The organism is Magnetospirillum sp. LM-5 (genome assembly GCF_902729445.1).
Taxonomy (GTDB): Bacteria; Pseudomonadota; Alphaproteobacteria; order Rhodospirillales; family Magnetospirillaceae; genus Magnetospirillum.
The window spans coordinates 1-21230 of record NZ_CACVCE010000003.1; the positions used below are offsets into that span (position 1 = coordinate 1).

Sequence of the window (21230 nt, forward strand, 5' to 3'; positions counted from 1 at the left end):
GGGTCAAGCCCGGCCATGACGGCGAGGGGTGTGGATGGTGCCGCGAAAATTTAACCGGACAGCCTTGGATATAGATCGGCAATCCATCGGCAAGGGCAGGAACGTAAGACACAGATGAAAATTTCCAATTCAACTGTGTTTATCTGTGTTCATCTGTGTCTGGGATCTCTGTCGTCACCAGTTCTCGGCAGAATGTCGATCCCACCTAGTGCGGTGGCCTGCTCATCCCAGAAACTCGCATGCGAATTTCTGGGGCAGGACACTAGACATTGATGATGTCGCGGGCCTGTTCGAACAGCACGCTATGGCGGCGGCCCCAGGTGGCGATTTCCTCGAATTTTTCCGCGCTCAGGCCGAATGTGTGGGCGTAGCGGCGCAGGATTTCCAGCTCGTCATCGTGGATTTGGCGGTCGGCGAAGGCGACGGCGAACAATTGCAGCATCACCGCCACCCGCGACTGATCGGTGTCGAACACCGCCAGATCGGGGGCAATGGCCAGGTCCTCGCGTGAGACTTTTCCGCGCAGACCCATCAGCAGTTCGATGTCGTCCAGGATTTCATGCTCGGTTTCGCGAACCCTGTGGTCGGCGACGATCATGCGGTAGCACATCTTGCAGGCGGCGATGCGCTGCTCGAGCGAGAATTCCTTGGTGAACATGCTTTTCTCTCCCCCCGATCGATTGCGAAACCATGTCGGAAGGCCTAAACTTTCCGCAATCGCCAATATCCCCGCAAGCGGAGACGCCATTATGCGCCAAGAGCTCCAGGAGATCAAAGTTCACATCTACGAAGATGGCAGCATCAGCGAGTCTGAATTGCGCTTGTTGCGGGGTTTGTTTGCCGGTGGCTTCGGCGAGGAGGAGGCGGCATTGCTGCTGGACCTCAACAATGTGCTGTCGGACGAGGATTTGCCCGCGGCCTTCGCCGATTTGTTCGTCGAGATGCTGGCCGGCTACGTGGTGGTGGACAGTGCCGTCGATGCCGCCCGGTGGGAATGGATGCGCTCGACCATGTTGAACGACAACCAGATCGACGCCATCGAGCTGCGCCTGCTGGGCGAGATCGCAGGGCGGGCCAAGGCCGTGCCGGAATCGTTGGCGCAATATCTGAAATAAATCAGATCGCGTCGATGACGCGCCTGGCGCTGTCCAGGCTGACAACTTCGCCGCCCTCGTTGGCCAGGGCGGCGGCTTCGATGACCAGGTCGGTGTGTTGACGGCCCCAGCGGTCCATGCGGTCCAGCGTCGCATCGTCGAAGCCGAGCAGACGGCCGTAATCCACAAGCTTGACCCGCTCGGACTGATGGAAGTCGGCGTCGGAATGGGCGATGGCGTAAAGCTTCAGCATGGTGCCGACGCGGGCCTCGCGGGTGTCCAGAAGCGACAAATCGGGCTGGGTCCGCATCTCTTCGTCGGACAGCAGGTCCTCGACACCCAATTCGTTCTCCAGCGCGTTCAGCAGCTCGCTTTCCTCGGGCCTGATCTTGTAGTCGGCGACCATGATCCGGTAGGCGAGGACGATCAGAAGCTTTTTCTGATGCAAATTCAGCGACTTGGCGAACATCGGGGACGCACTTCCTGGGTTAGCGAAGCGGAACCGCCTCGAACAGCGGCGGACGGGAATCGGCGGGACGGTGGGCCCAATCGTTCAATGCACTCATGGTGATGGACGGCAGCAGGAACGCCTTGATCAGCCGCTTGAGCAGCGCGTGTTCGTCGGGGTGCTCGTATCCGTCGGCCAGGGCGACCTGGTAAAGCTCGGCCAACAGGGCGACGCGCGAGCGGCTGTCGGGGAACAGGGCGATGTCCGGTTCGGCGAAATATTCGGCCGGGGCGATCTTGCCCTCGACCCCAAGGTGCTTTTCCAGCCAATCGACGCGGCGGATCTCGGCCTGCACCGCCTTATGGTCGGCGACCATCATGTGGAACGCGAAGATGGCGATGGCCTTGCACTGGTCGAGGGTCAGGTCGGTTGGTGTCATGCTCTCGCCTCCAGTCCCGGTGCGGTGCCTCTCCCGGACCTCGGCATGCCGGAAGTCAGGAGCAGGATAATAGGGAATTTCTCGTACTGTGCCCTGGACGAACGGTCAGGCAAAGCGGATTTATCCGCTCCGGACGCCCGAATACCAAAGTCATACCAACGGGAAAGCCTTCAAAAGCGCCAGTTTCTGCTTCTGCTCCTCTGTCGGGGGCTGGTCGGCCTTGGCGGCGTTGCAGGCGTGGCAGGCGGCGACCTCGTTGCTCCAATCGGCAGCGCCGCCGGCCGAGCGCGGCACCACATGCTCGATGGTGGCCGCGCAGGCTCGTTTGCGGTGGCGGACGCGTTGGGTCATGGGCTCGGGCATCGGCCGGCCGCAAAAAAAGCAGTTTCCGTGCTGTTCTTCCCACAGGCGCTGGCATCGGGCGCGCCGCCAGGCGGGCAGGTCGGTCATGGCCGGTCATCCGGTCGGCGGCTGGGCTTGCCAAGGACGAACCAGGCGCCATAGGCCACCGTCCCCCCCATCAAGGCGGCGGCGTACCACGGCGCCGCCGAGAAGAAGGTTACCCAGATCAGGCCGGCGCTCATGCCGGCCACCGCCAGCAGCTTGGCGCGGATCGGGATGACCCGGTGGCGCTCCCAATCCTGCAGCAGCGGGCCGAACCATCGATGGGTCAGCAGCCAATGGTGAAAGCGGGGCGACGAGCGGGCGAAGGCCCACAAGGCCAGCAGCAGGAAGGGCGTGGTCGGCAGCACCGGCAGGAAGATGCCCGCCACGCCCAGCCCCACGCACAGCCAGCCGGCGGCGATCAGCAGGGGGCGAAGCAGGAAGGCGGCGTGCGGCATCGCAGAACTCTAAGCGATCGGTGGCGATTGACAAGAGTGGTCAGGCTTTGCAACTGTCAACGCCGGTTGTCGATGGGGGGCGCATGGACCTTTTTCAACTGATGGCGAAGGATGAGGATCTCAAGGCCAAGGCCTTCGAGCGGCTGAAGGGGATCGTCGCCCTGTACGATGCCGATGACGATGCCCAGCAAGACGAGGCGATGACGCGCGCCATCAATTTCTGCGGCATGGAATGGGACGGCTATCGTCCGGGGATCGAGGCGCTGATCGCCCATCTCGAGCCCAAGCCGGCCGAGGCGGCGCTGGTCGCCCGCCTGCGCGAGGAAGCCGCCCAGCCCGGCGCGATGATCCAGGCCGCGCGCGAGGCCCGTGCGGCGGCCAAGCGCCTGCCGCCGGAATGCGAGGTCGTCGTCGCCCGCTACGGCAGTCTGGAAGCCGCCTTGGGGCCGACCCCGTGGGAACAGGTGTTCATCGATTCGGCCAAGCCTTTGGCCAAGGATGCGGGTCCCCATGCGCCGATCCTGGGCTGGAACGACCTGCAAAGCCCGGTCTGCGCGGCGATCCAGAAGGCGCTGTCGAGCGAATGCCCGCTTCCGGAAACCATCGCGGATTCCCGCGCCGAGGTGCTGACCTGGGAAGACCGGGCGCGCGAACTGGCCATCCTGGCGACCATATCCGAGGGCGCGGCCTTGCCGACCGCCTGCCTGGCCCGGATGGGGATCGCCCTGGCCTTCTGGCGATCCGAGCTGCCGGTCTGCAACCAGGCCGATTTCGAGGCCCGGCTGGATTACTGGACCAACCGCGGCGGCGACATTTCGGGCTATGCGGTGCTGGCCCGCGATTTCCACCGCCTGGCCGAGCAAGGCGGCATCAAGCCCGGCGGAGCCGAAACCACCAAGGATCGCTGCCGCCGTCTGAAGGCGGCCAATCCCGGCTGGTCGCTGGCCCGCATCGCCCAGGAAGTGGGAATCTCGCGCCAGGCCGTGCATAAGCATCTTAAGGCGTTGTGAGCCGGCTGGATTGGGTTATCCTTCGCCGAATATGTCAATTCGGGGACATCGTGCCATGCGCCTGATCGCTTTTTTCGCCGCCCTGGGGATCACCTTCGCCGCGCTGCCGGCCCACGCCCAGCTGCTGGACGTGCTGACCGCGCCCAAGACCTTGATCGACCGCGCCATCGAGGCGCGCTCGGCCGGTGACATCGCCAAGGACAACCAGATCGTCCTCAAGGTCAACGGCATCATGGGCAAGATGGGCACCGTCAAGGCCTCGACCGAAATTTATGAACAGCGCCTGCTGATCACCGGCATCTTCGACGACAAGGCGCTGTACGACCGCTTCCAAAAGGACGTGAAGGCGGTCGAGGGCGTCAAGAAGCTGTACTGGCACGTCACCTATCTGGCCGCCAACGACCCCAAGCGCAAGCAATTGCTGGACTGGGGCGACACCACCGTCCTGGCCGCCAAGGCGCAAGGACGGCTGGTCGGCACCGCCGGTGTCGCCGACGTCAATTTCCGCACCACCGCCGATCCCTATGGCACCGTCTATCTGCTGGGCCGCGCCCGCTCGGGCGAAGAGGGCAAGAAGGCCCTGGCCCGCGCCCAGGACGGTACCGGCGTCAAGAAGGTGATGAATTACGTCGAGGTTCGTCCCTGATCTTTTGATCGCTTGCGGCGGGGCATTGCCGGCTCCATAATTCGGCATCGTTTTGCCGAATTAGGATGGTCCGATGTCTCGCCCCCCAGGTCCCGGCGCCGCCCCGAACCACGGGGCGTTCGTCGCCCTGATGCCGGCCCTGTTCGTGCTGTTGTGGAGCACCGGCTTCATCGGCGCCAAGTTCGGCCTGCCTTACGCCGAGCCCTTGACCTTCCTGTCCATTCGCTTCGTCCTGGTCATCGCCCTGTTGGGTGCGGTGGCGCTTGTCACGCGGGCGCCGTGGCCGTCCGACCCCCGGCTGGCCGGCCATATCGCTTTGTCGGGCATCCTGGTCCATGCGGCGTATCTGGGCGGCGTGTTCCTGTCGATCCATCGCGGCCTGCCGTCGGGGATATCCGCTTTGATCGTTGGCTTGCAGCCGTTGCTGACCGCCTCGGTGGCCGGGCGCATGCTGGGCGAGCGGGTGAGCATCCGCCAATGGGGCGGTTTGATTCTGGGCCTGGCCGGCGTCGCTTTGGTGCTATCGACCCGGGTGTCGGGCGCGGCCCTGGACGGGTTCGGCTGGGACGCCATCGCCGCCGCCCTGGTCGCCCTGCTGGGCATTACCGCCGGCACCTTGTACCAGAAGCGGTTCTGCACCGGCATGGATCTGCGCAGCGGCGCGGTGATCCAGTATTGCGGCGCGCTGGCGGTGATCGGCCTGGGTGCCGTCGCCACCGAGACCATGCAGGTGCAATGGACCCAAAGCTTCGTCCTGGCCCTGGGCTGGCTGGTGCTGGTGCTGTCGGTCGGCGCGATCTCGCTGTTGATGGCGCTGATCCGCATGGGCGAGGCGGCCCGCGTCGCCAGCCTGTTCTATCTGGTGCCGCCGGTGACCGCCGTGCTGGCCTGGGCGCTGTTCGACGAACAATTGGGACTGGTCGGCTTGCTGGGCATGGGCTTGGCGGTGGCAGGCGTCGCCCTGGTCATCCGGCGTTGACCGGGTAGCCAATCGCGCCTTCGCCGCTTATAGTGCAGGCCATGCGCACGTCCCTACCTCATGTGGTGTCGAAAGGTCTGTCGGCCCTGTTGGTGCCGCTGGTGCTGGCCGCCTGCGATCCCACCTGGCAGGGGCGTGCCCCGGTCAGCCGGCCGGTCGCCGGCCACAGCGGCTGCGGCGCGGCCATCACCGTGCAGCCGGGCGAGACGGTCTATTCCATCTCGCGCCGCTGCAACGTCTCGGTGCGGGAATTGATCGAGGCGAACCAATTGCAGGCGCCCTATGGCCTGGCGGCCGGCATGGTACTAAGGATGCCGGGCGGCAGCGGCGAGTATGTCGTGCAGCGCGGCGATACCTTGTTGGTGGTGGCGCGCCGCCTCAAGGTCGATTTCCAGACCCTGGCCCGCATCAACAACAAGAGTGCGCCCCACACCATCTATGTCGGCGAGAAGCTGAAGGTGCCCGGCGCCTATGGCCAACAGGTGGCGGTCGCCGCGCCCACCCAGGGCCGCAGCGGCAACGAGACCGTGGTGGTCACCTCACCCAACGCGGCCGGCGGGCAGGGCAGGGCATCGAAGAGTTCGACCCAGATCGCCTCGACCCTGCCGGCCCCGGCGCCGGCCCCGGCTGAAGCGCCCGCTCCGGCAAGCCCGCAGCGCCATCCGGCCTTCCAGCCGCAGCAGCCGCTGCCCCAGACGCCGCCGCCCATGGCCGGGCGCGGTTTCATCTGGCCGGTTCGCGGTGAGGTCCTCAGTGAGTTCGGCCCCATCGCCAAGGGCCAGAACAATGACGGCATCAATATCGCCGCGCCGCGCGGCACCCCCATCAAGGCGGTGGAAAACGGCGTGGTCGCCTATGTCGGCAATGAATTGAAGGGCTTCGGCAATCTGGTCCTGGTCAAGCATGCCGACGGCTGGATCAGCGCCTATGCCCATGCCGACCAGCTGATGGTCAGGAAGGGCGATCAGGTGCGGCGCGGCCAGCCCATCGCCTCGGTGGGCTCCAGCGGTTCGGTGTCGTCGCCGCAATTGCATTTCGAGCTCAGGCGCGGCACCGAGGCGGTCAACCCCGCCGACCATTTGCGCGGCGACGCTTGACCAACGGCAAGGGCAGGTGGGCTGACGCTTGCTTTCATGGCGCCAAATCACCGAAAGGGCCGCCATGTTCCGTTTCGTCGACGTCGCCCCCCGGGTCGATCCATCCAATGCCTTGCTGATCGGCATCGCCGTGGTCATCGGCGGTGCCGTGCTGTTCGGGGTGATGATCTGGTTGGCGAGACGCCTCGCTATGTCAAAGGACAGCCCAAACGGCCGGCCAGGTCCTGGATGAACTGCCAGGCGACGCGGCCCGAGCGCGAGCCGCGCGTCACCGCCCATTCGTTGGCGGCGCGGCGCAAGTCGTCGGTCTCGATCGGCAGGCCGTAGCGGGCGACATAGCCCTCGACGATCTCGAAGAAGGTGTCCTGGCCGACATGATGGAAGCCCAGCCACAAACCGAAGCGGTCGGACAGCGAGACCTTTTCCTCGACCGCTTCGCCCGGATTGATGGCGGTCGAGCGTTCGTTGTCGATCATGTCGCGGGCCATCAGGTGGCGGCGGTTCGAGGTGGCGTAGAACACCACATTGGTCGGCCGGCCCTCGATACCGCCTTCCAGCACCGCCTTCAGCGATTTGTAGGCCTCGTCCTGGCCCTCGAACGACAGATCGTCGCAGAACAGGATGGCGCGCCTCCCACCGCTTTTCAGCAAGCGCAACAGGCGGGGCAGGCTGGGGGTGTCCTCGCGGTGGATTTCCACCAGGATCAGCCGGCCCGGGCTTTCCTGGTTGATCGTGGCGTGCACCGCCTTGACCAGCGAGCTTTTGCCGGTGCCGCGCGCGCCCCACAGCAGGGCGTTGTTGGCCGGCAAGCCATCGGCGAAGCGCCGCGTGTTTTCCAGCAGCTGGGCGCGCTGGTACTCGATGCCCTTCAGCAGGCCGATGTCAACCCGGTTGACATCGGGAACCGGCTCGAGCTGGTCGGGGTCGGCATGCCAGACGAAGGCGTCGGCGGCATGCATGTCGATGGCGGCCGGCTTGGGCGGCGCCAGGCGCTCGAGCGCGTCGGCGATGCGGGCCAGCAGGGTGCGGGTTTCTTGGTCCATGGACCGAAGCCTATTGCGTCGGGATTGCCGCCGCAAGCCGGGAGTTAGAGTTTGCATCGGCCGGAAGGGCCGCTATATTCCGGTCACTTCGCCGATTCGCCCAAGGAGCGCGCCCGATGTTCGTTTCCCCCGCTTTTGCCCAGGCCGCCGGTAATGCCGGTGGGATCGCCGGTGGGCTGGAATCCTTCCTGCCGTTGATCCTGATCTTCGTGGTGTTCTATTTCCTGCTGATCCGGCCGCAGCAGAAGCGCGCCAAGCAGCACAAGGAAATGCTGAGCCAACTGCGCCGCGGCGACCGCGTCGTGACCGGTTCGGGCATCTACGGCACCGTCTCGAAGGTCATCAGCGAGACGGAAGTGGTGGTCGAGATCGCCGAGGGCGTCAAGGTCCGCATGGCCCGCCCGGCCATCCAGGAAATCCTGTCCAAGACCGAGCCGGTGGCCGCCACCAAGGACGAGGCCAAGGACGAGCCGGCCGAGCCGGCCGCCGACAAGTAATCTTTTCCAACAGGATTTGGGTCCGACATGCTCCAGTTTCCCAAATGGAAGATCATGATGGTACTGATGGTCAGCCTGTTCGGGCTGGTCTGGTCGGCACCCAACCTGTTGTCCCGCGACGTGACCGACCGGCTGCCCACCTGGCTGCAGCCGGTCAGCCTGGGGCTTGACCTGCAGGGCGGCTCGTACCTGCTGCTCGAAGTCGACACCGCCTATGTGGTGCGCGAGATGCAGGCCAATCTGGTCGAGGCCCTGCGCGTCACGCTGCGCAAGGAAAAGGCCAAATATTCCGATCTGGGCGCCATGGGCCGCGATGCGGTCAAGGTCCGCCTGCTGGAGGCGGCCGACCGCGAGCGTCTGCGCCCCGAATTGCGCAAGCTGGAACCCGAGGCGGAAATCACCACCGCCGAGGACGGCCTGGTCACCTTCAAATATCCCGAGCCGGTGATGAACAAGCGCATCCGCGCCGCCATCGGCCAGTCCATCGAGATCGTGCGTCGCCGCGTCGACGAACTGGGCACGCGCGAGCCGTCGATCCAGCATCAGGGCATCGACCGCATCGTCGTCCAGCTGCCCGGCGTGAAGGATCCCGACCGCATCAAGGCGCTGTTGGGCAAGACGGCCAAGCTGACCTTCCACATGGTCGATGATTCGGTCACTCTGGAAGAGGCCGGCCGCGGCCGGGTGCCGCCCGGCTCGATGCTGCTGAACTCGGCCGAGCAGGAGCGGGGCCTTCCCGCCCAGTATGTGGTCAAGAAGCGCGTCGAGGTCGGCGGCGACCAGTTGGTCGATGCCCAGCCGACCTTCGCCAATGGCCAGCCGGTGGTGTCGTTCCGCTTCTCGGTGGCCGGCGGCAAGAAGTTCGGCGACACCACGCGTGAGAATTCCGGCAAGTTCCTGGCCATCGTGCTGGACGACAAGGTCATCTCGGCGCCGCGCATCAACGAGCCCATCACCGGCGGCTCGGGCCAGATTTCCGGCAGCTTCACCGTCCGCCAGGCCCAGGATCTGTCGCTGCTGCTTCGGGCCGGCGCGCTGCCTGCGCCGTTGCAGGTGCTGGAAGAACGCACCGTCGGTCCCGATCTGGGCGCCGATTCCATCAAGGCCGGCGCCATCGCCAGCCTGTTGGGCATCGTCTTGGTGGTCATCTTCATGGCGGTGATCTATGGCGTGCTGGGCCTGATGGCCAATGTCGCCCTGGTGCTGAACCTGTTGCTGCTGACCGCGCTTTTGTCGGTGCTGGGCGCCACCCTGACGCTGCCCGGCATCGCCGGCATCGTGCTGACCATGGGCATGGCGGTCGATGCCAACGTGCTGATCTATGAACGCATCCGCGAGGAGCATCGCCTGGGGCGCGGCATCATCGGCTCGGTCCAGGCCGGGTTCGAGCGCGCCTTCGGCACCATCCTCGACGCCAACCTGACCACCCTGGTCGCCGCTGCCTTGCTGTTCCAGTTCGGTTCCGGCCCGATCAAGGGCTTCGCCGTCACCCTGACGCTGGGTCTGATCTCGTCGATGTTCACCGCCATCATGGTGACCCGCCTGTTGGTGTCGCTGTGGATCAAGTGGCGCCGCCCCAAGACCTTGCCGCTTTAAGGGACCGACCATGAGCAGCTTCTACGCCCGCCTGATCGCCCGCACGCCGAAATTCGATTTCGTCGGCAAGCGCATCTTCGCCTTCATCGTCACCGGCTGCATCGTCGCCGGTACCTTCGCCTCGATCGCCGTCAAGGGCTTCAATTTCGGCATCGACTTCGCCGGCGGTCTGCTGATCGAGGTGCAAACCACCGACGGGCCGGCCAAGATCGGCCCGATGCGCGACATCCTGGGCGGTTTGGGCCTGGGCGAGGTGTCGTTGCAGGAATTCGGCGCCACCGGCCGCGACGTGATGATCCGCGTCCAGCGCCAAGAGGGCGACGAAAAGGCCCAATTGGCCGCGCTGGCCAAGGTGAAGGAGGCCTTGGGCGCCGGCTACGATTATCGCCGCGTCGAAATCGTCGGCCCCAAGGTCGGCGAGGAGCTAAAACAGGACGGTGTCCTGGCGGTCGGGCTGGCGGTGCTGGCCATCGCCGCCTATGTGTGGTTCCGCTTCGAATGGCAATTCGGCGCGGGCGCGCTGATCGCCACCTTCCACGACGTCATCGCCACCTTCGGGCTGTTCTCGGTGACCGGGCTGGAATTCAATCTGACCAGCGTCGCCGCCATCTTGACCATCGCCGGCTATTCCATCAACGACACCGTGGTCATCTATGACCGCGTGCGCGAAAACCTGCGCAAATACAAGGCGATGCCGGTCTACGACCTGTTGAACCTGGCGGTCAACGAGACCCTGGCCCGCACCTTCCTGACGGTGGCCACGGTGTTCATCACCGTCCTCGCCCTGCTGGTGTTCGGCGGCGAGGTGCTGCACGGCTTTTCGGTGGCCATGCTGTGGGGCCTGATCGTCGGCACCTATTCGTCGGTGTTCGTGGCCCTGCCGGTGCTGATCTATTTCAACCTGCGTTCGGGCGCCGACCGCGAGGACGAGGAGCAGGGCACCGAAGCGCTGCCCTGAGGCCTGCCCATGGACATCACGCCCGTCGTCGGCAAGGAATTCCAGCTGATCAACGGCTATGGCGACGGCGGCTTCACCGTTGCCGGCACGCGCCATGAAGGGTCGGTGCTGATCCTTGCCACCCAAACGCTTGCCTGGTCACCCCGATCCTTGGACGAGGTGATTCCGGAAAGCCTGGCCGAGTTGTTTCAAGCCGGCCCGCGCCCCACTGTCCTGCTGCTGGGCTGCGGCAAGGGCATGCGCCCGGTGCCCAAGCCCCTGCGCGATGCCTGCCGGCCGCTGGGGATCGTGGTCGAGCCGATGGACACCGGGGCGGCGTGTCGCACCTTCAACGTCCTGCTGACCGAGGGCCGCGACGTCGCCGCCGCGCTGATCGCGGTCTGATCGATCCCAGCCGAGCCTGGACAAAAAAAGGGGCCCCGAGGGGCCCCTTTTCATGGCTGATCAGCACCCTTACTGGGCGATGACGCTGACCGCGCGGCGGTTCTTCGACCACGAGGCCTCGCTGGAGCCGATGGCTTCCGGGCGTTCCTTGCCGTAGGTCGAGGTGGTCAGGCGGTTCGAGCTGACGCCCTGGGCCAGCATGTATTCCTTGGCGGCCTGGGCGCGACGGTCGCCCAGGGCCAGGTTGTACTCGCGGGTGCCGCGTTCGTCGGCATGGCCCTCGATGCGCAGCATCACGGTCGGATAGCGGCGCAGGAAGGCGACCTGACGGTCCAGGGTGCCCTTGGACTCGGCCGACAGGCTGGTGCTGTCGGTGCCGAAATAGACGCGGTCGCCGACCGAGGTCTGGAATTCGCGCTGCATCTGAGCCAGGCGCTCGGCCTCGCTCATCGAGGCGGGCGCCATCGGGCGGGCCGGCTGGGCGGCCATCGAACCGGAACCGGTGGCACCGCCGGTCTGCTGCGCTTGATCCGAGCAGGCCGACACGGCCATCAGCGCGGTGAGGGCGGTGAACGAAACGAGGAAGCGACGCATGAGCTTAGTCCCCTATGGGTAGTGTGATCCAAGGCAGGATGCTGCCGGACAAAAATGGCGAAAATAAGAGGCGGCCCGCCTCTTAATGGAGGGGGCCGCCCGGTATTAGCACTAAATCTGCGATCAGCCCAGATTCTTCTCGACGAAGGACCAATCGACCAGATGGTCCAGGAAGGCCTGGACGAAATCGGCGCGGCGGTTCTGGAAGTCGATGTAATAGGCGTGTTCCCACACGTCAACGGTCAACAGCGCGGTCTGGCCATGGGCCATCGGCAGGTCGGCGTTGGCGGTCTTGGTGATCTTCAGCTTGCCGCCGTCCAGAACCAGCCACGCCCAGCCCGAGCCGAACTGGGTCAGGGCGGCGTTCTTGAATTCCTCGGCGAACTTTTCGTAGGAGCCGAAATCGGCCTCGATCTTGGCGCCGATCTTGCCCGACGGCTTGCCGCCGCCGCCCTTCTTCATGCAATTCCAGAAGAAGGTGTGGTTCCACACCTGGGCCGAATTGTTGAACAGGCCCTGCTTGGCCGGCAGATCCTTGGCGGCGATCATGATGATCTCGTCCAGCGACTTGGTCGCCAGGTCGGTGTCCTTGATCAGGCCGTTCAGGTTGACGACATAGGTGTTGTGGTGCTTGCCGTGGTGGAATTCCAGCGTACGAGCCGAGATGTGCGGCTCTAGCGCGCTCTTGTCGTAGGGCAGCTGGGGAAGCTCGAAAGCCATAATTCGCCTCTTACAGTTAGGTTGTGGAAGAAATTGGAAAAGCTCTAAATCTGCTCGACAACATAGGGTGGTCGGGCCGTTTTGTGAAGCCCCCAAACTTTAGCACGGGAAGAGAAGATCGTCTTGTCCCACCGCAAGGCGTGCCGCCGCCAGGCCTGATTCCACCGCCGCCTCGATGGTGCACGGCCAGGCCGAGGCCAGCCAGTCGCCGGCCAGGAAACAATGCGGCCACGGCGTGCGCGGGCCGGGGCGGGCGGCGATGGTGGGCGGCGCATGGTCCAAGGTGGCGCGGCGCTCGAAGATCAGGCGGTGCGGCGGCAGGTGCGGACCCAGGCCGCACAGGGGCGCGATCTCGGCCCAGATCATTGCCGGATCGGGGCGGGTGGGGCAGGCCGACAGGGTGGCGCTGAGCATGTCGCCGCGCACCGCCAGCCACTGGACCTGGCCGCCGGTGAGTGCCAGGAACGGCAGGCCGCCGGGCAGGGCGACCGGGCCGGGCAGGCGGAAATGCAGGTTGGCGATGGCTTGGGCCGGCAGGTCGGGCAAGGTCGGGATCAGGCGCCGCGCTCCATCGGGGGGCAGCGCCAGAATGATTCGGTCGGCCGGTGCCAGGGCCATTGGTTCGTCGCCGAAGGACAGATGATCGTGGTGGACGGCGGTCAGGCGGCGGCCGAAGCGGATTGTGGCGCCCCGGGCCTGCAGGAACGATATGGCCGGACCGGCGAAGGCCGCCGACAACCCGTCGGGAAAGATCACCGGCCGCAGGGCCTGGGCGCCGCCCAGCACCAAGGCGCGCAGCAGCCGCGCCAGCAAGGCGGCCTGGGCGGTCTCGGCCGGGCTGTTCAGCGCCGAGACGCACAAGGGCTGCCACAACGAGCCATAGGACCGGCACCGCCCCAAGCGCTGGCCCACGGTCTGGCTCTGGCCGACCCACGGCAGACCGGCCGCCCGCAAGGTCTCGCCCCAGCCGGCCGGCAGACGGCCCGGCCGCAGCTCTGTCAACCTGCGGCTGACAAGGTCGAGGATCGGCAGGCGGGCGGCGAGAATCCGGTGCTGTCCGCCGATGGCCGCCAGCAGGGCCAGGGTGTGGCGATTGGCCCCCAGCACCAGATGGGTGCCGTTATCGATGGTGGCCCCCAGGATCGGGTCGGTGAAGGATCGGCAGCGCCCGCCGGCCTGGGGCGTTGCCTCGGACAGGCGGACCCGATGGCCGGCCCCGGCCAGGGCGACCGCCGCCGCCAGGCCGGCGATGCCGGCGCCGACCACATGGATCACCACGCCTAAGGTCCGACCATGGCGGTGCGCAGCGCGATCCACAGCTTGGCCGCCGCCGGCAGGCGCGGTTGGGGGTGGGCGCGGCGCCACCCATGGCGGCCCAGACGGTTCAGCAGGGCGCGATAGGTCGCCAGCATGGTCGCCGCCGGCCACAATCGGTGCCGCCCGATGCGGGCCAGTTCCGCCTGGGCCTGGTCGAAACGCTGATGGGCCAGCCGGGCCAGGGCCTGGCAAGCCTGGACGCGGCGGGGGTGGGACAGCACGGCCAGCGGGCCGGCCACTTCAATGCCGGCCTGGTCCAGGATTTCCGCCGGCAGGTACAGTCGGCCGTTGGCGGCGTCCTCGTCCAGGTCGCGCAGGATATTGGTCAGCTGCAACGCCTCGGCGGTCAGCAGGGCGAAGGAATCGGCATCGAAACGACCGAGGATGCGCACCGCCATCAGCCCGACCGTGCCGGCGACCTGGCGGCAATAAAGCTGCAACTCGGCCAGGCTGGGGGCCACCATGGGCGCCAGGATGTCGCGCTCCATGCCGTCCAGCAGGCAATCGATCTCGGCCCGGGGCAGGCCATGGCGGGTGATGGTGGCGGCAAAGGGTGTCAACTCGGGTGACAGGGCCTGGCCGGTGGCGAAAAAGGTGGCGATTGCGGCCCGCACCACCGCCAGGCGGGCGGCGCGGGCTTCCACGCTTCCCGGCCCGTCGGCGATGTCATCGACGGCGCGGCAGAAGCCGTACAGGGCGAACATGTCGGTGCGGACCGGCGCCGGCAACAGCCGCATCGCCCAATAGAAGGACGACGACGTCACCGGCGCTGCAACCCGCTGATCAGCCCCTCGACCACCGCGACGCCATAGGCCAGCGGGGTCAGCCGGACCGGTTCGGCCAGCGGGTCGCGTCGGCGCAGCAAGGCCGACAGGCGCCTGGCCACCGCCACGGTGACGGCCGCTTCCAGCCGCAGGCGGAGATTATTGATGCGCCCGGGCAGGGCCGAGGCCAGGTCGATCAGGCCATCGACCTGATCCAGCACATGGTCCAGCAAGTCACGCAATTCGGGGCTGGTGGTGGGGTGGGCCAGGCTGCCGCGCACCGCGCCTGCGGCCTCCATCCAATCGGCCGGCAGATAGACCCGGCCCAGCGTCTGATAGTCGGCACCGCAATCTTGCAGATGGTTCAGGATCTGCAGGCTGGCGCACAGGGCGTCGGAGGGGGCGTGGGCAGCGGCCCCTTCGCCATGCAGATCCAGCAGGAAGCGGCCGACCGGCGCGGCCGAGAACCGGCAATAGGCCATCAGGTCGCCCCAATCGCGGCACTGGTCCAGGAAGGCATCGCGGCGAAAGGCCTGCAGCAGGGCGGCGGCATGGGCCAGCAGGGCGGGATCGTTGCCGACGGCATCGCGAAGATCGACGGCTTCGTCCACCATCGGCGCGCCGCCGGCCAGGCTTTGTTCCAGCGCGTCCAGGCGGGCCAGCTTCTGGTCGGGGGCCAGGGCCGGGTCGTCGGCGATGTCGTCGGCTAGGCGGGCGAAGCGATAGAACGCCATCACCTGGGCGCGGACGGCCGGCGCCAGCAGGCGCGAGGCCACGGGAAAGTTCTCGCCCACGGCGGTCTTGCCGGTCGGGGACGGCAGCAGCACGGCAGCGGCGGAGCGGCTCATCGCGTCCTCCCATTGGTGTCGCCGGTTGGAGGAGATATATATGCCATGCCCACGCCCTTCGCGCCTAGGACTTTGGATGAATCTCGCCCTGTCTCCCGCCGCCCGACTGGTTCAAAAGCTGGACCGCGACCGTTTCGCCACCGTGCTGTTCGCGCCCCAAGGCGCGCGCGAGCCACTGTTCGCCCTGTATGCGCTGAATATCGAACTGGCCAACATCCGAACCCAGGTGCGCGAGCCCCAGGCCGGGCTGATCCGCCTGCAATGGTGGCGCGAAGTGCTGGAGGGCGGCCGCGACCCCGAGGCCCGGCCCCATCCCATCGCCTGGGCGGCCCGCCAGCTGCCCCTGGTCAGCACCGATTTCGAGCCGCTGCTGACCGCGCGCGAGAGCGATCTGGAACCCGCCCCGTTCGCCGATCTGGCCGCCGTCGAGGATTACGCCCGCGCCACCGCCGGCTGCCTGGCCCGCCTGGCCTGTACCCTGTTGGGGACCGAGGGCCATCGGGCGGCGGAACAGGTCGGGACCGCCTTCGCCCTGGTCGGGCTGGCCCGCGCCATGGCCTTCCATCACGGCACCGGCTGGTCGGCGCTGCCGGGCGGGGCCAAGGCCGACCAGGCCGCCAACCGGGCCGCCCTGGCCCCGATCACCGCCCGCGCCGCCCAATTGCTGGACCAGGCACAGGTAATGGCCTATCCACGCGCCGCCCTGCCGGTCCTGCTGGTCGGTACCCTGGCGCGGCGGCATCTGCAGGTGCTGGCCGCCGCCGGCGGCGATCCGTTCGATTCATCGGTGTCGCGTCCGCGTCCGATGCCGCTTCGACTGTTGTGGCATCGTTGGCGGGGGCGATTTTAGCCGTCGGTTGGGACAGAACGCGCCGTTTATGTCATGCTGTTGAAATAAAAGCATAAGCGGAGGCGACATCATGACTGCCAAGGCCATCATTCTAGCTCCGAACGGGTTTCCCTGGCGATCGGCGGCGATCGGAATCGCCGTGATCCTGGCCTGCATGGGTGTCGGGCTTTACGTCATCGGCGCGGGCTCGGTCGGCGGGACCTTCGTGGTGTCGGCGATGATCGGCAACGCCGCCTTCGCCGCTTCGCTGGGTTAGGGGGGGCCATCTCGGCTCACCATGTTGACGCGCCGGCCCGGTCCGCCTATTGAAAGGGCTGGTCTGGCAGGCGGGTGATCCATGCGTCTTGTTCCCCTGGTCGCGTTCGTCGTGTTCTGTGCGCTCGCCAATCTGGCGGGGTGGTGGTGGTTCAATCGGCCGGTGCCGGTCGGGCTGACCTTCGACGAGCCGTTCCCGTCGGTGTCGTTCGCGCCGTTCCGCCGTGGTCAAAGCCCGATCAGCGGCGATTATCCGCCGCCGGCCCAGATCGAGGAGGATCTGAAAAGCCTGGTCGGCGTCACCAAGGGCATCCGCACCTATACCAGCCGCGAGGGGCTGGACGTGGTGCCGGCGCTGGCCGCCAAGCACGGCATCGAGCTGACCCATTCGGCCTGGCTGGGCCAGAAGCCGGAAATCAACGCCCAAGAGGTCCAGGCCCTGATCGCGGCGGCCAATGCCTATCCCGACGCCATCAAGCGGGTGATCGTCGGCAACGAGGTGCTGCTGCGCCAGGACCTGCCGGTCGACCGTCTGATCGCCCATATCCGCGAGGTGAAGTCGAAGGTCAAGCAGCCGGTGTCCTATGCCGACGTGTGGGCCTTTTACCTGCGCTATCCCCAGGTCGCCGAAGAGGTGGATTTCATCACCATCCACATCCTGCCCTATTGGGAGGACGAGCCCATCGGCGTCGAGGGCGCGGCCGAGCATATCGTCAAGATCTACCGCCTGATCCAGGCCAAATTCCCCGGCAAGCCGATCCTGATCGGCGAGGCCGGCTGGCCGACCAAGGGCCGCAACCGCGGCCCGGCGGCGGTCAACATGGAAAACGCCGCCTTCTTCGTGCGGACCCTGGCCAAGGTGTCGAAGGAAAACGGCTTCGACTACAACGTCGTCGAGGCCTTCGATCAGCCGTGGAAGGCCAAGCTGGAAGGCACCGTCGGCGCCTTCTGGGGCGTGGTCGATACCCACCGCGCCGTCAAGTTCTCGATGTCGGGGCCGGTCGTGGCCAACCCCCATTGGGCAGTGCAAGGGGGCGGCGCCGCCCTTCTGGGCGCGCTGGCGGCCCTGGCCCTGATGCGGCGGTCGGCCAACTTCACCCCGGTCCGCGCCCTGATCGTTGCGGTGCTGGCACAAATTCTGGCAACGGCCGTCGTCTGGCAGGGGCTGAATGCCTGGACCATCGCCTATAGCCCGCTGCAGGACGTCTGGGCGGCCGCGCGCATTATTATGCACGGTATTTTTGCGGCGATTATCCTGCGGGTGGCGGCCGGCTCGTTGGAAGAGGGCGCGCCGCTGGCCTCAAGCCATTGGGGTGGACGGCTTGGCGTCTTCTATGGCGTGTGTGTCTGGGCGATCTGCATGCTGATCTTCTTCAACGGACGCTATCGCGACATTCCCAACCTGGAATTCCTGGTCCCATGCCTGGGTTTGACCGCCTGGGGCCTGGTCCGTCTGTTCGTTCTGGGGCTGAAATGGCCCGAGGCTTTCGCCATCAGCCGCCTGTTCGCCGGCGAATTGCCGGCCCGGGTCAAGGCGGCCAAGGAAGCGACCATCGCTTTGTTGATCGCGGCGGCGTCGGCGCCGTTGTCGGAATCCCTGGCCCTTTACCTGGGCGAGGATTTCCAGTCGATGCATCCCGACTGGAACCAGCAAGTGCCGCTGTTGATCGAAATCGCCTTCGCCAATACCGAGATGCTGGTGTGGATGGCCATGGTGCTGATCATGACCATCCCCTATTGGGCCGAATGGCGGTTGGGCAAGGGGCGGGGATAAGCCCGCCTATTTGCACTCGCCGATCGAGCCCGGCGCGCAGACGCGGCCGTCGATCCAGGTGGCGCCCGACAGCTTGGCGTTCATCAGCATGGCGTTCTTCAGCGAGGCGCCCTTCAGGTTGGCGCCTTCCATGTTCGAACTGGTCAGGTTGGTGTGATCCAGGATCGCCCCTTCCAGATTGGCGCCCTGCATCTTGGTGGCGTGCATGTGGGCGCGGGTGAAGTTGGCGTTCTTGAAATTGCCGCCGCGCATATAGGTCAATTGCATCAGCGCCTGCTCGAAATTGGCGCCCTCGAAATCGCCTTCGTCCAGGATCGCCGACAGGAAGGCGGCATCGCGCAGGTCCAGTCCCTTGGCCTTGGCCCGGTAAAGGTTACCCCAATTGCAATTGGCCTCGGCTTCCAGCTTGCAGCTCGGGTTGACCGCCCGCTCATAGGCCAGGGCGGGGGTCGCCATCGCCGTCACCAAGGCCGCAATCGCCGCGAAACGCCACATCGGACTGTCCTCCCGTCGAAGATGCGAACAGTATGATGTTCGCATTCATTCTGTAGAATTCGGCAAGACTATCACGACGCGGTAAGGCGATTATTTGATGATGGCTAACTACATTTGTTGGGTGTTTATTTGTTCAGTCGCTCGGCGACTTCCAGCGCGGCATAGGTCAGCACCGCGTCGGCCCCGGCCCGCTTGAAACAGGCCAGGCTTTCCAGGCACACCTTGTCCCAATCCAGCCAGCCATTGGCGGCGGCGGCCTTCATCATGGCGTACTCGCCCGACACCTGATAGGCCAGGGTCGGCACCGCGAAGGCATCCTTGACCTTGCGGACGATGTCGAGATAGGGCAGGCCGGGCTTGACCATCACCATGTCGGCGCCCTCGGCGATGTCCAGGCCGACTTCCCGCAGGGCTTCCTCGGAATTGGCCGGGTCCATCTGGTAGTTCTTCTTGTCGCCCTTCAAGGCCGCCTTCGAGCCGACCGCGTCGCGGAACGGGCCATAGAAGGCCGAGGCGTATTTGGCGGCATAGGACAGGATCTGCACGTCGTGCAACTGGGCGGCTTCCAGCGCGTCGCGAATGGCGCCGATGCGGCCGTCCATCATGTCGGACGGGGCGACGATGTCGCAGCCGGCCTGGGCCTGGACCACCGCCATGCGGCCCAGGATATCGACCGTTTCGTCGTTGACGACATAGCCGTCGCGGACGATGCCGTCATGGCCGTCGGAATTGAACGGGTCCAGCGCGACGTCGCAGATGATGCCAAGCGTCGGCACCGCCTGCTTGACCGCCGCCACCGCGCGGCACACCAGATTGTCGGGGTTGACCGCCTCGCGGGCGTCGGGGGTCTTCAAGGATGCATCGACCGAGGGAAACACCGCGATGGCCGGGATGCCGACATCGGCGGCGCGCTTGGCCGCTTCGACCAGCAGGTCGATCGACAGGCGGGCGACGCCCGGCATCGAGGTCACCTCCTGGCGGACCCCACTTCCTTCGACCACGAAGAGCGGCCAGATCAGATCATCGACGCTCAGCCGTGTTTCCGCCACCAGACGCCGGGCCCAGTCGTGGCGACGGGTCCGGCGCAGGCGGGTGCGGGGATATTGGGCGTCGGGCAGGAACAGCGGCACGGGTTTTTACTCCTTGGTGCCGCCCTCCGGTCCCAGGCGTCAGGCCTTGTCCAGCGCCTGCGAGAGGTCGGCGATGATGTCGTCGATATGCTCGAGTCCGACGGACAATCGCACATAGCCCGCGGTCACGCCAGTTGCCAGTTTGTCATCATCGGACAGCTGGGAATGGGTGGTGCTGGCCGGGTGAATGGCCAGCGAGCGGGCGTCGCCGATATTGGCGACGTGATAGAACATCTCGAGCCCGTCGATGAAGCGCTTGCCGGATTCCTGGCCGTCCTTCAGCTCGAAACCGACCAGGGCGCCATAGCCGTGCTTCAAGATGGCGTCGGCGCGCCGGCGGGTCTCGCCCTGCTGGACTCCGGGATAGATGACCTTGGCCACCTTGGGATGCTTGGACAGGTAATGGGCCACCGCGGCGGCATTGTCGGAATGGACCCGCATGCGCAACGGCAGGGTTTCCAGCCCCTGGATGAATTGGAAGGCGTTGAAGGGCGACATGGCGGCGCCGATGTCGCGCTGCAAGATGACGCGGGCGCGGATGATATAGGCGATGGGGCCCAGCGGCTTGACCGCCTCGGTCCACACCGCGCCGTGATAGCTGGGGTCGGGCTGGGTCAACAGCGGGAAGCGGGCCCCGTGCTTTTCCCAGTCGAACTTGCCGGAATCGATGATCATGCCGCCGATCGAGGTGCCGTGGCCGCCGATGAACTTGGTGGTCGAATAGACCACGATATGGGCGCCGTGTTCGATCGGCCGGCACAGGACCGGGGTCGCGGTGTTGTCCATGATCAGCGGCACGCCGGTCTGTTCGGCCAGTGCGGCGACCTCCTTGATCGGGAAGGCCTGCAGCTTGGGGTTGGGCAGGGTCTCGGCGTACCAGCAGCGGGTCTTGTCGTCGGTGGCCCGCACGAAGGCTTGCGGGTCGGTGGGGTCGACGAAGCGGGCCTCGACACCGAACTGCTTCAAGGTGTTGGCGAACAGGTTCCAGGTGCCACCGTAAAGATCGGTCGAGGTGACGAAATTGTCGCCGGCCTGGCACAGATTCATCACCGCGAAGGTGCTGGCCGCCTGGCCCGACGAGGTGGCCAGCGCGGCGACGCCGCCTTCCAGCGCGGTGAGACGCTGTTCCAGCACGTCCTGGGTCGGGTTCATGATGCGGGTGTAGATGTTGCCCAGTTCCGACAGCGAGAACAGATTGGCGGCATGCTGGGTGTCGCGGAACAGGTAGGAGGTGGTCTGGTGGATCGGCACCGCCACCGAGCCGGTGCCCGGATCGGCGCGGAAACCCGCGTGCAGGACGATGGTTTCCGGGTTCTTGCTGTTGACCGACATCTGCCTTCCTCCCTTGATTTCATTGGGCTGCGAGTTGAACACCGCACAGATACCCTGTCAAGCCGGCCCCGAAATATTACCCATGCCTGATATGTAGTATTGCCGCGCGCTTGCCACG

General features: G+C 66.0%; 26 protein-coding genes. 12 read left to right on the forward strand and 14 right to left on the reverse strand.

Annotation, left to right across the window (positions count from 1 at the left end):
* Positions 1 to 262: 262 nt before the first annotated feature.
* Entirely contained in the window at positions 263 to 658 is a 396-nt protein-coding gene (locus tag MTBLM5_RS02255; RefSeq protein ID WP_173974190.1) for a TerB family tellurite resistance protein, read from the reverse strand.
* Between the two features lie 91 nt (positions 659 to 749).
* Here MTBLM5_RS02255 and MTBLM5_RS02260 point away from each other — a divergent pair, with 91 nt between their 5' ends.
* Positions 750 to 1115, forward strand: coding sequence for a hypothetical protein (locus MTBLM5_RS02260; protein WP_173974191.1), 366 nt, complete (start codon positions 750 to 752; stop codon positions 1113 to 1115).
* Position 1116: 1 nt separating this feature from the next.
* Here MTBLM5_RS02260 and MTBLM5_RS02265 read toward each other — a convergent pair whose 3' ends face one another.
* The 4 genes from MTBLM5_RS02265 to MTBLM5_RS02280 all read right to left on the reverse strand — a co-directional run bounded on the left by MTBLM5_RS02265 (position 1117) and on the right by MTBLM5_RS02280 (position 2823).
* Positions 1117 to 1563 carry a hypothetical protein gene (locus MTBLM5_RS02265; RefSeq protein WP_173974192.1) on the reverse strand — a complete coding sequence of 149 codons (447 nt, stop codon included), beginning with the start codon at positions 1561 to 1563 and terminating at the stop codon, positions 1117 to 1119.
* A gap of 19 nt (positions 1564 to 1582) precedes the next feature.
* Complete coding sequence (locus MTBLM5_RS02270) at positions 1583 to 1981, reverse strand: TerB family tellurite resistance protein (RefSeq protein ID WP_173974193.1); 399 nt, start codon at positions 1979 to 1981, stop codon at positions 1583 to 1585.
* Positions 1982 to 2131: 150 nt separating this feature from the next.
* Complete coding sequence (locus MTBLM5_RS02275; protein WP_173974194.1) at positions 2132 to 2431, reverse strand: HNH endonuclease; 300 nt, start codon at positions 2429 to 2431, stop codon at positions 2132 to 2134.
* Entirely contained in the window at positions 2428 to 2823 is a 396-nt protein-coding gene (locus MTBLM5_RS02280; protein ID WP_173974195.1) for a YbaN family protein, read from the reverse strand. Before MTBLM5_RS02280 ends, MTBLM5_RS02275 begins: the two co-directional genes overlap by 4 nt.
* Positions 2824 to 2906: 83 nt before the next feature.
* Here MTBLM5_RS02280 and MTBLM5_RS02285 point away from each other — a divergent pair, with 83 nt between their 5' ends.
* From MTBLM5_RS02285 to MTBLM5_RS02300, 4 genes are all read left to right on the forward strand, one after another.
* Positions 2907 to 3833 (forward strand): HTH domain-containing protein, encoded by a 927-nt coding sequence (locus tag MTBLM5_RS02285; protein WP_173974196.1) that lies wholly within the window; start codon positions 2907 to 2909, stop codon positions 3831 to 3833.
* 55 nt (positions 3834 to 3888) lie between these two features.
* A complete protein-coding gene (locus MTBLM5_RS02290) occupies positions 3889 to 4479 on the forward strand; it encodes a BON domain-containing protein (protein ID WP_173974197.1) in 591 nt (196 codons plus the stop codon).
* 73 nt (positions 4480 to 4552) lie between these two features.
* Positions 4553 to 5458, forward strand: coding sequence for a DMT family transporter (locus MTBLM5_RS02295; RefSeq protein WP_254430870.1), 906 nt, complete (start codon positions 4553 to 4555; stop codon positions 5456 to 5458).
* A gap of 41 nt (positions 5459 to 5499) precedes the next feature.
* The gene (locus MTBLM5_RS02300) at positions 5500 to 6555 is read left to right on the forward strand and encodes a LysM peptidoglycan-binding domain-containing M23 family metallopeptidase (RefSeq protein ID WP_173974198.1); all 1056 of its coding nucleotides are present in this window, start codon (positions 5500 to 5502) and stop codon (positions 6553 to 6555) included.
* Between the two features lie 188 nt (positions 6556 to 6743).
* Here the strand turns inward: MTBLM5_RS02300 and MTBLM5_RS02305 are convergent, their stop codons facing one another.
* Positions 6744 to 7598: an ATP-binding protein gene (locus MTBLM5_RS02305; RefSeq protein WP_173974199.1), complete on the reverse strand. Its 855-nt coding sequence runs from the start codon at positions 7596 to 7598 to the stop codon at positions 6744 to 6746.
* Between the two features lie 116 nt (positions 7599 to 7714).
* Between MTBLM5_RS02305 and yajC the strand changes: the two genes are divergently transcribed.
* From yajC to MTBLM5_RS02325, 4 genes are read left to right on the forward strand one after another with little or no spacing between them, the layout of a single operon-like run.
* Positions 7715 to 8095, forward strand: a complete 381-nt coding sequence (yajC, locus tag MTBLM5_RS02310) for a preprotein translocase subunit YajC (protein WP_173974200.1) — start codon at positions 7715 to 7717, stop codon at positions 8093 to 8095.
* Between the two features lie 27 nt (positions 8096 to 8122).
* Positions 8123 to 9691: a protein translocase subunit SecD gene (secD, locus tag MTBLM5_RS02315; RefSeq protein ID WP_173974201.1), complete on the forward strand. Its 1569-nt coding sequence runs from the start codon at positions 8123 to 8125 to the stop codon at positions 9689 to 9691.
* Between the two features lie 10 nt (positions 9692 to 9701).
* The gene (secF, locus tag MTBLM5_RS02320; protein ID WP_173974202.1) at positions 9702 to 10649 is read left to right on the forward strand and encodes a protein translocase subunit SecF; all 948 of its coding nucleotides are present in this window, start codon (positions 9702 to 9704) and stop codon (positions 10647 to 10649) included.
* Positions 10650 to 10658: 9 nt separating this feature from the next.
* Complete coding sequence (locus MTBLM5_RS02325) at positions 10659 to 11033, forward strand: Mth938-like domain-containing protein (RefSeq protein ID WP_173974203.1); 375 nt, start codon at positions 10659 to 10661, stop codon at positions 11031 to 11033.
* 69 nt (positions 11034 to 11102) lie between these two features.
* Here MTBLM5_RS02325 and pal read toward each other — a convergent pair whose 3' ends face one another.
* The 5 genes from pal to MTBLM5_RS02350 all read right to left on the reverse strand — a co-directional run bounded on the left by pal (position 11103) and on the right by MTBLM5_RS02350 (position 15276).
* Complete coding sequence (pal, locus tag MTBLM5_RS02330; protein ID WP_173974204.1) at positions 11103 to 11627, reverse strand: peptidoglycan-associated lipoprotein Pal; 525 nt, start codon at positions 11625 to 11627, stop codon at positions 11103 to 11105.
* 123 nt (positions 11628 to 11750) lie between these two features.
* Positions 11751 to 12347, reverse strand: coding sequence for a superoxide dismutase (locus MTBLM5_RS02335; RefSeq protein WP_173974205.1), 597 nt, complete (start codon positions 12345 to 12347; stop codon positions 11751 to 11753).
* 99 nt (positions 12348 to 12446) lie between these two features.
* Positions 12447 to 13664 carry an FAD-dependent oxidoreductase gene (locus MTBLM5_RS02340; RefSeq protein ID WP_254430871.1) on the reverse strand — a complete coding sequence of 406 codons (1218 nt, stop codon included), beginning with the start codon at positions 13662 to 13664 and terminating at the stop codon, positions 12447 to 12449.
* The gene (locus MTBLM5_RS02345) at positions 13628 to 14428 is read right to left on the reverse strand and encodes a squalene/phytoene synthase family protein (protein ID WP_173974206.1); all 801 of its coding nucleotides are present in this window, start codon (positions 14426 to 14428) and stop codon (positions 13628 to 13630) included. The genes MTBLM5_RS02340 and MTBLM5_RS02345 overlap by 37 nt, the downstream gene beginning before the upstream one ends.
* Positions 14425 to 15276 carry a squalene/phytoene synthase family protein gene (locus MTBLM5_RS02350; RefSeq protein ID WP_173974207.1) on the reverse strand — a complete coding sequence of 284 codons (852 nt, stop codon included), beginning with the start codon at positions 15274 to 15276 and terminating at the stop codon, positions 14425 to 14427. The genes MTBLM5_RS02345 and MTBLM5_RS02350 overlap by 4 nt, the downstream gene beginning before the upstream one ends.
* 76 nt (positions 15277 to 15352) lie before the next feature.
* On the opposite strand from MTBLM5_RS02350, the gene MTBLM5_RS02355 reads away from it, so the two are divergent.
* The 3 genes from MTBLM5_RS02355 (at position 15353) to MTBLM5_RS02365 (ending at position 18155) form a co-directional block, all read left to right on the forward strand.
* Entirely contained in the window at positions 15353 to 16126 is a 774-nt protein-coding gene (locus MTBLM5_RS02355; RefSeq protein ID WP_173974208.1) for a squalene/phytoene synthase family protein, read from the forward strand.
* A 70-nt stretch (positions 16127 to 16196) separates the two neighbouring features.
* On the forward strand, positions 16197 to 16382 hold the full coding sequence (locus MTBLM5_RS02360; RefSeq protein WP_173974209.1) for a hypothetical protein: 186 nt from the start codon (positions 16197 to 16199) through the stop codon (positions 16380 to 16382).
* 81 nt (positions 16383 to 16463) lie between these two features.
* On the forward strand, positions 16464 to 18155 hold the full coding sequence (locus MTBLM5_RS02365) for an exo-beta-1,3-glucanase (RefSeq protein ID WP_173974210.1): 1692 nt from the start codon (positions 16464 to 16466) through the stop codon (positions 18153 to 18155).
* 6 nt (positions 18156 to 18161) lie between these two features.
* Here the strand turns inward: MTBLM5_RS02365 and MTBLM5_RS02370 are convergent, their stop codons facing one another.
* The 3 genes from MTBLM5_RS02370 to MTBLM5_RS02380 all read right to left on the reverse strand — a co-directional run bounded on the left by MTBLM5_RS02370 (position 18162) and on the right by MTBLM5_RS02380 (position 21112).
* Entirely contained in the window at positions 18162 to 18650 is a 489-nt protein-coding gene (locus MTBLM5_RS02370) for a pentapeptide repeat-containing protein (protein ID WP_173974211.1), read from the reverse strand.
* A 125-nt stretch (positions 18651 to 18775) separates the two neighbouring features.
* On the reverse strand, positions 18776 to 19780 hold the full coding sequence (gene hemB / locus MTBLM5_RS02375; protein WP_173974212.1) for a porphobilinogen synthase: 1005 nt from the start codon (positions 19778 to 19780) through the stop codon (positions 18776 to 18778).
* A gap of 39 nt (positions 19781 to 19819) precedes the next feature.
* Entirely contained in the window at positions 19820 to 21112 is a 1293-nt protein-coding gene (locus MTBLM5_RS02380; protein WP_173974213.1) for an O-acetylhomoserine aminocarboxypropyltransferase/cysteine synthase family protein, read from the reverse strand.
* Between the last annotated feature and the right edge of the window lie 118 nt (positions 21113 to 21230).

Coding starts and splice junctions, on each gene's coding strand:
- MTBLM5_RS02260 (WP_173974191.1), top strand. CDS start 750: ATGCGCCAAGAGCTCCAGGAGATCAAAGTTCACATCTACGAAGATGGC.
- MTBLM5_RS02290 (WP_173974197.1), top strand. CDS start 3,889: ATGCGCCTGATCGCTTTTTTCGCCGCCCTGGGGATCACCTTCGCCGCG.
- MTBLM5_RS02380 (WP_173974213.1), bottom strand. CDS start 21,112: ATGTCGGTCAACAGCAAGAACCCGGAAACCATCGTCCTGCACGCGGGT.
- MTBLM5_RS02370 (WP_173974211.1), bottom strand. CDS start 18,650: ATGTGGCGTTTCGCGGCGATTGCGGCCTTGGTGACGGCGATGGCGACC.
- MTBLM5_RS02325 (WP_173974203.1), top strand. CDS start 10,659: ATGGACATCACGCCCGTCGTCGGCAAGGAATTCCAGCTGATCAACGGC.
- secF (WP_173974202.1), top strand. CDS start 9,702: ATGAGCAGCTTCTACGCCCGCCTGATCGCCCGCACGCCGAAATTCGAT.
- MTBLM5_RS02270 (WP_173974193.1), bottom strand. CDS start 1,981: ATGACACCAACCGACCTGACCCTCGACCAGTGCAAGGCCATCGCCATC.
- MTBLM5_RS02295 (WP_254430870.1), top strand. CDS start 4,553: ATGTCTCGCCCCCCAGGTCCCGGCGCCGCCCCGAACCACGGGGCGTTC.
- MTBLM5_RS02300 (WP_173974198.1), top strand. CDS start 5,500: ATGCGCACGTCCCTACCTCATGTGGTGTCGAAAGGTCTGTCGGCCCTG.
- MTBLM5_RS02275 (WP_173974194.1), bottom strand. CDS start 2,431: ATGACCGACCTGCCCGCCTGGCGGCGCGCCCGATGCCAGCGCCTGTGG.
- MTBLM5_RS02280 (WP_173974195.1), bottom strand. CDS start 2,823: ATGCCGCACGCCGCCTTCCTGCTTCGCCCCCTGCTGATCGCCGCCGGC.
- MTBLM5_RS02365 (WP_173974210.1), top strand. CDS start 16,464: ATGCGTCTTGTTCCCCTGGTCGCGTTCGTCGTGTTCTGTGCGCTCGCC.
- yajC (WP_173974200.1), top strand. CDS start 7,715: ATGTTCGTTTCCCCCGCTTTTGCCCAGGCCGCCGGTAATGCCGGTGGG.
- MTBLM5_RS02350 (WP_173974207.1), bottom strand. CDS start 15,276: ATGAGCCGCTCCGCCGCTGCCGTGCTGCTGCCGTCCCCGACCGGCAAG.
- MTBLM5_RS02255 (WP_173974190.1), bottom strand. CDS start 658: ATGTTCACCAAGGAATTCTCGCTCGAGCAGCGCATCGCCGCCTGCAAG.
- MTBLM5_RS02305 (WP_173974199.1), bottom strand. CDS start 7,598: ATGGACCAAGAAACCCGCACCCTGCTGGCCCGCATCGCCGACGCGCTC.
- secD (WP_173974201.1), top strand. CDS start 8,123: ATGCTCCAGTTTCCCAAATGGAAGATCATGATGGTACTGATGGTCAGC.
- MTBLM5_RS02360 (WP_173974209.1), top strand. CDS start 16,197: ATGACTGCCAAGGCCATCATTCTAGCTCCGAACGGGTTTCCCTGGCGA.
- MTBLM5_RS02335 (WP_173974205.1), bottom strand. CDS start 12,347: ATGGCTTTCGAGCTTCCCCAGCTGCCCTACGACAAGAGCGCGCTAGAG.
- MTBLM5_RS02285 (WP_173974196.1), top strand. CDS start 2,907: ATGGACCTTTTTCAACTGATGGCGAAGGATGAGGATCTCAAGGCCAAG.
- pal (WP_173974204.1), bottom strand. CDS start 11,627: ATGCGTCGCTTCCTCGTTTCGTTCACCGCCCTCACCGCGCTGATGGCC.
- MTBLM5_RS02265 (WP_173974192.1), bottom strand. CDS start 1,563: ATGTTCGCCAAGTCGCTGAATTTGCATCAGAAAAAGCTTCTGATCGTC.
- MTBLM5_RS02355 (WP_173974208.1), top strand. CDS start 15,353: ATGAATCTCGCCCTGTCTCCCGCCGCCCGACTGGTTCAAAAGCTGGAC.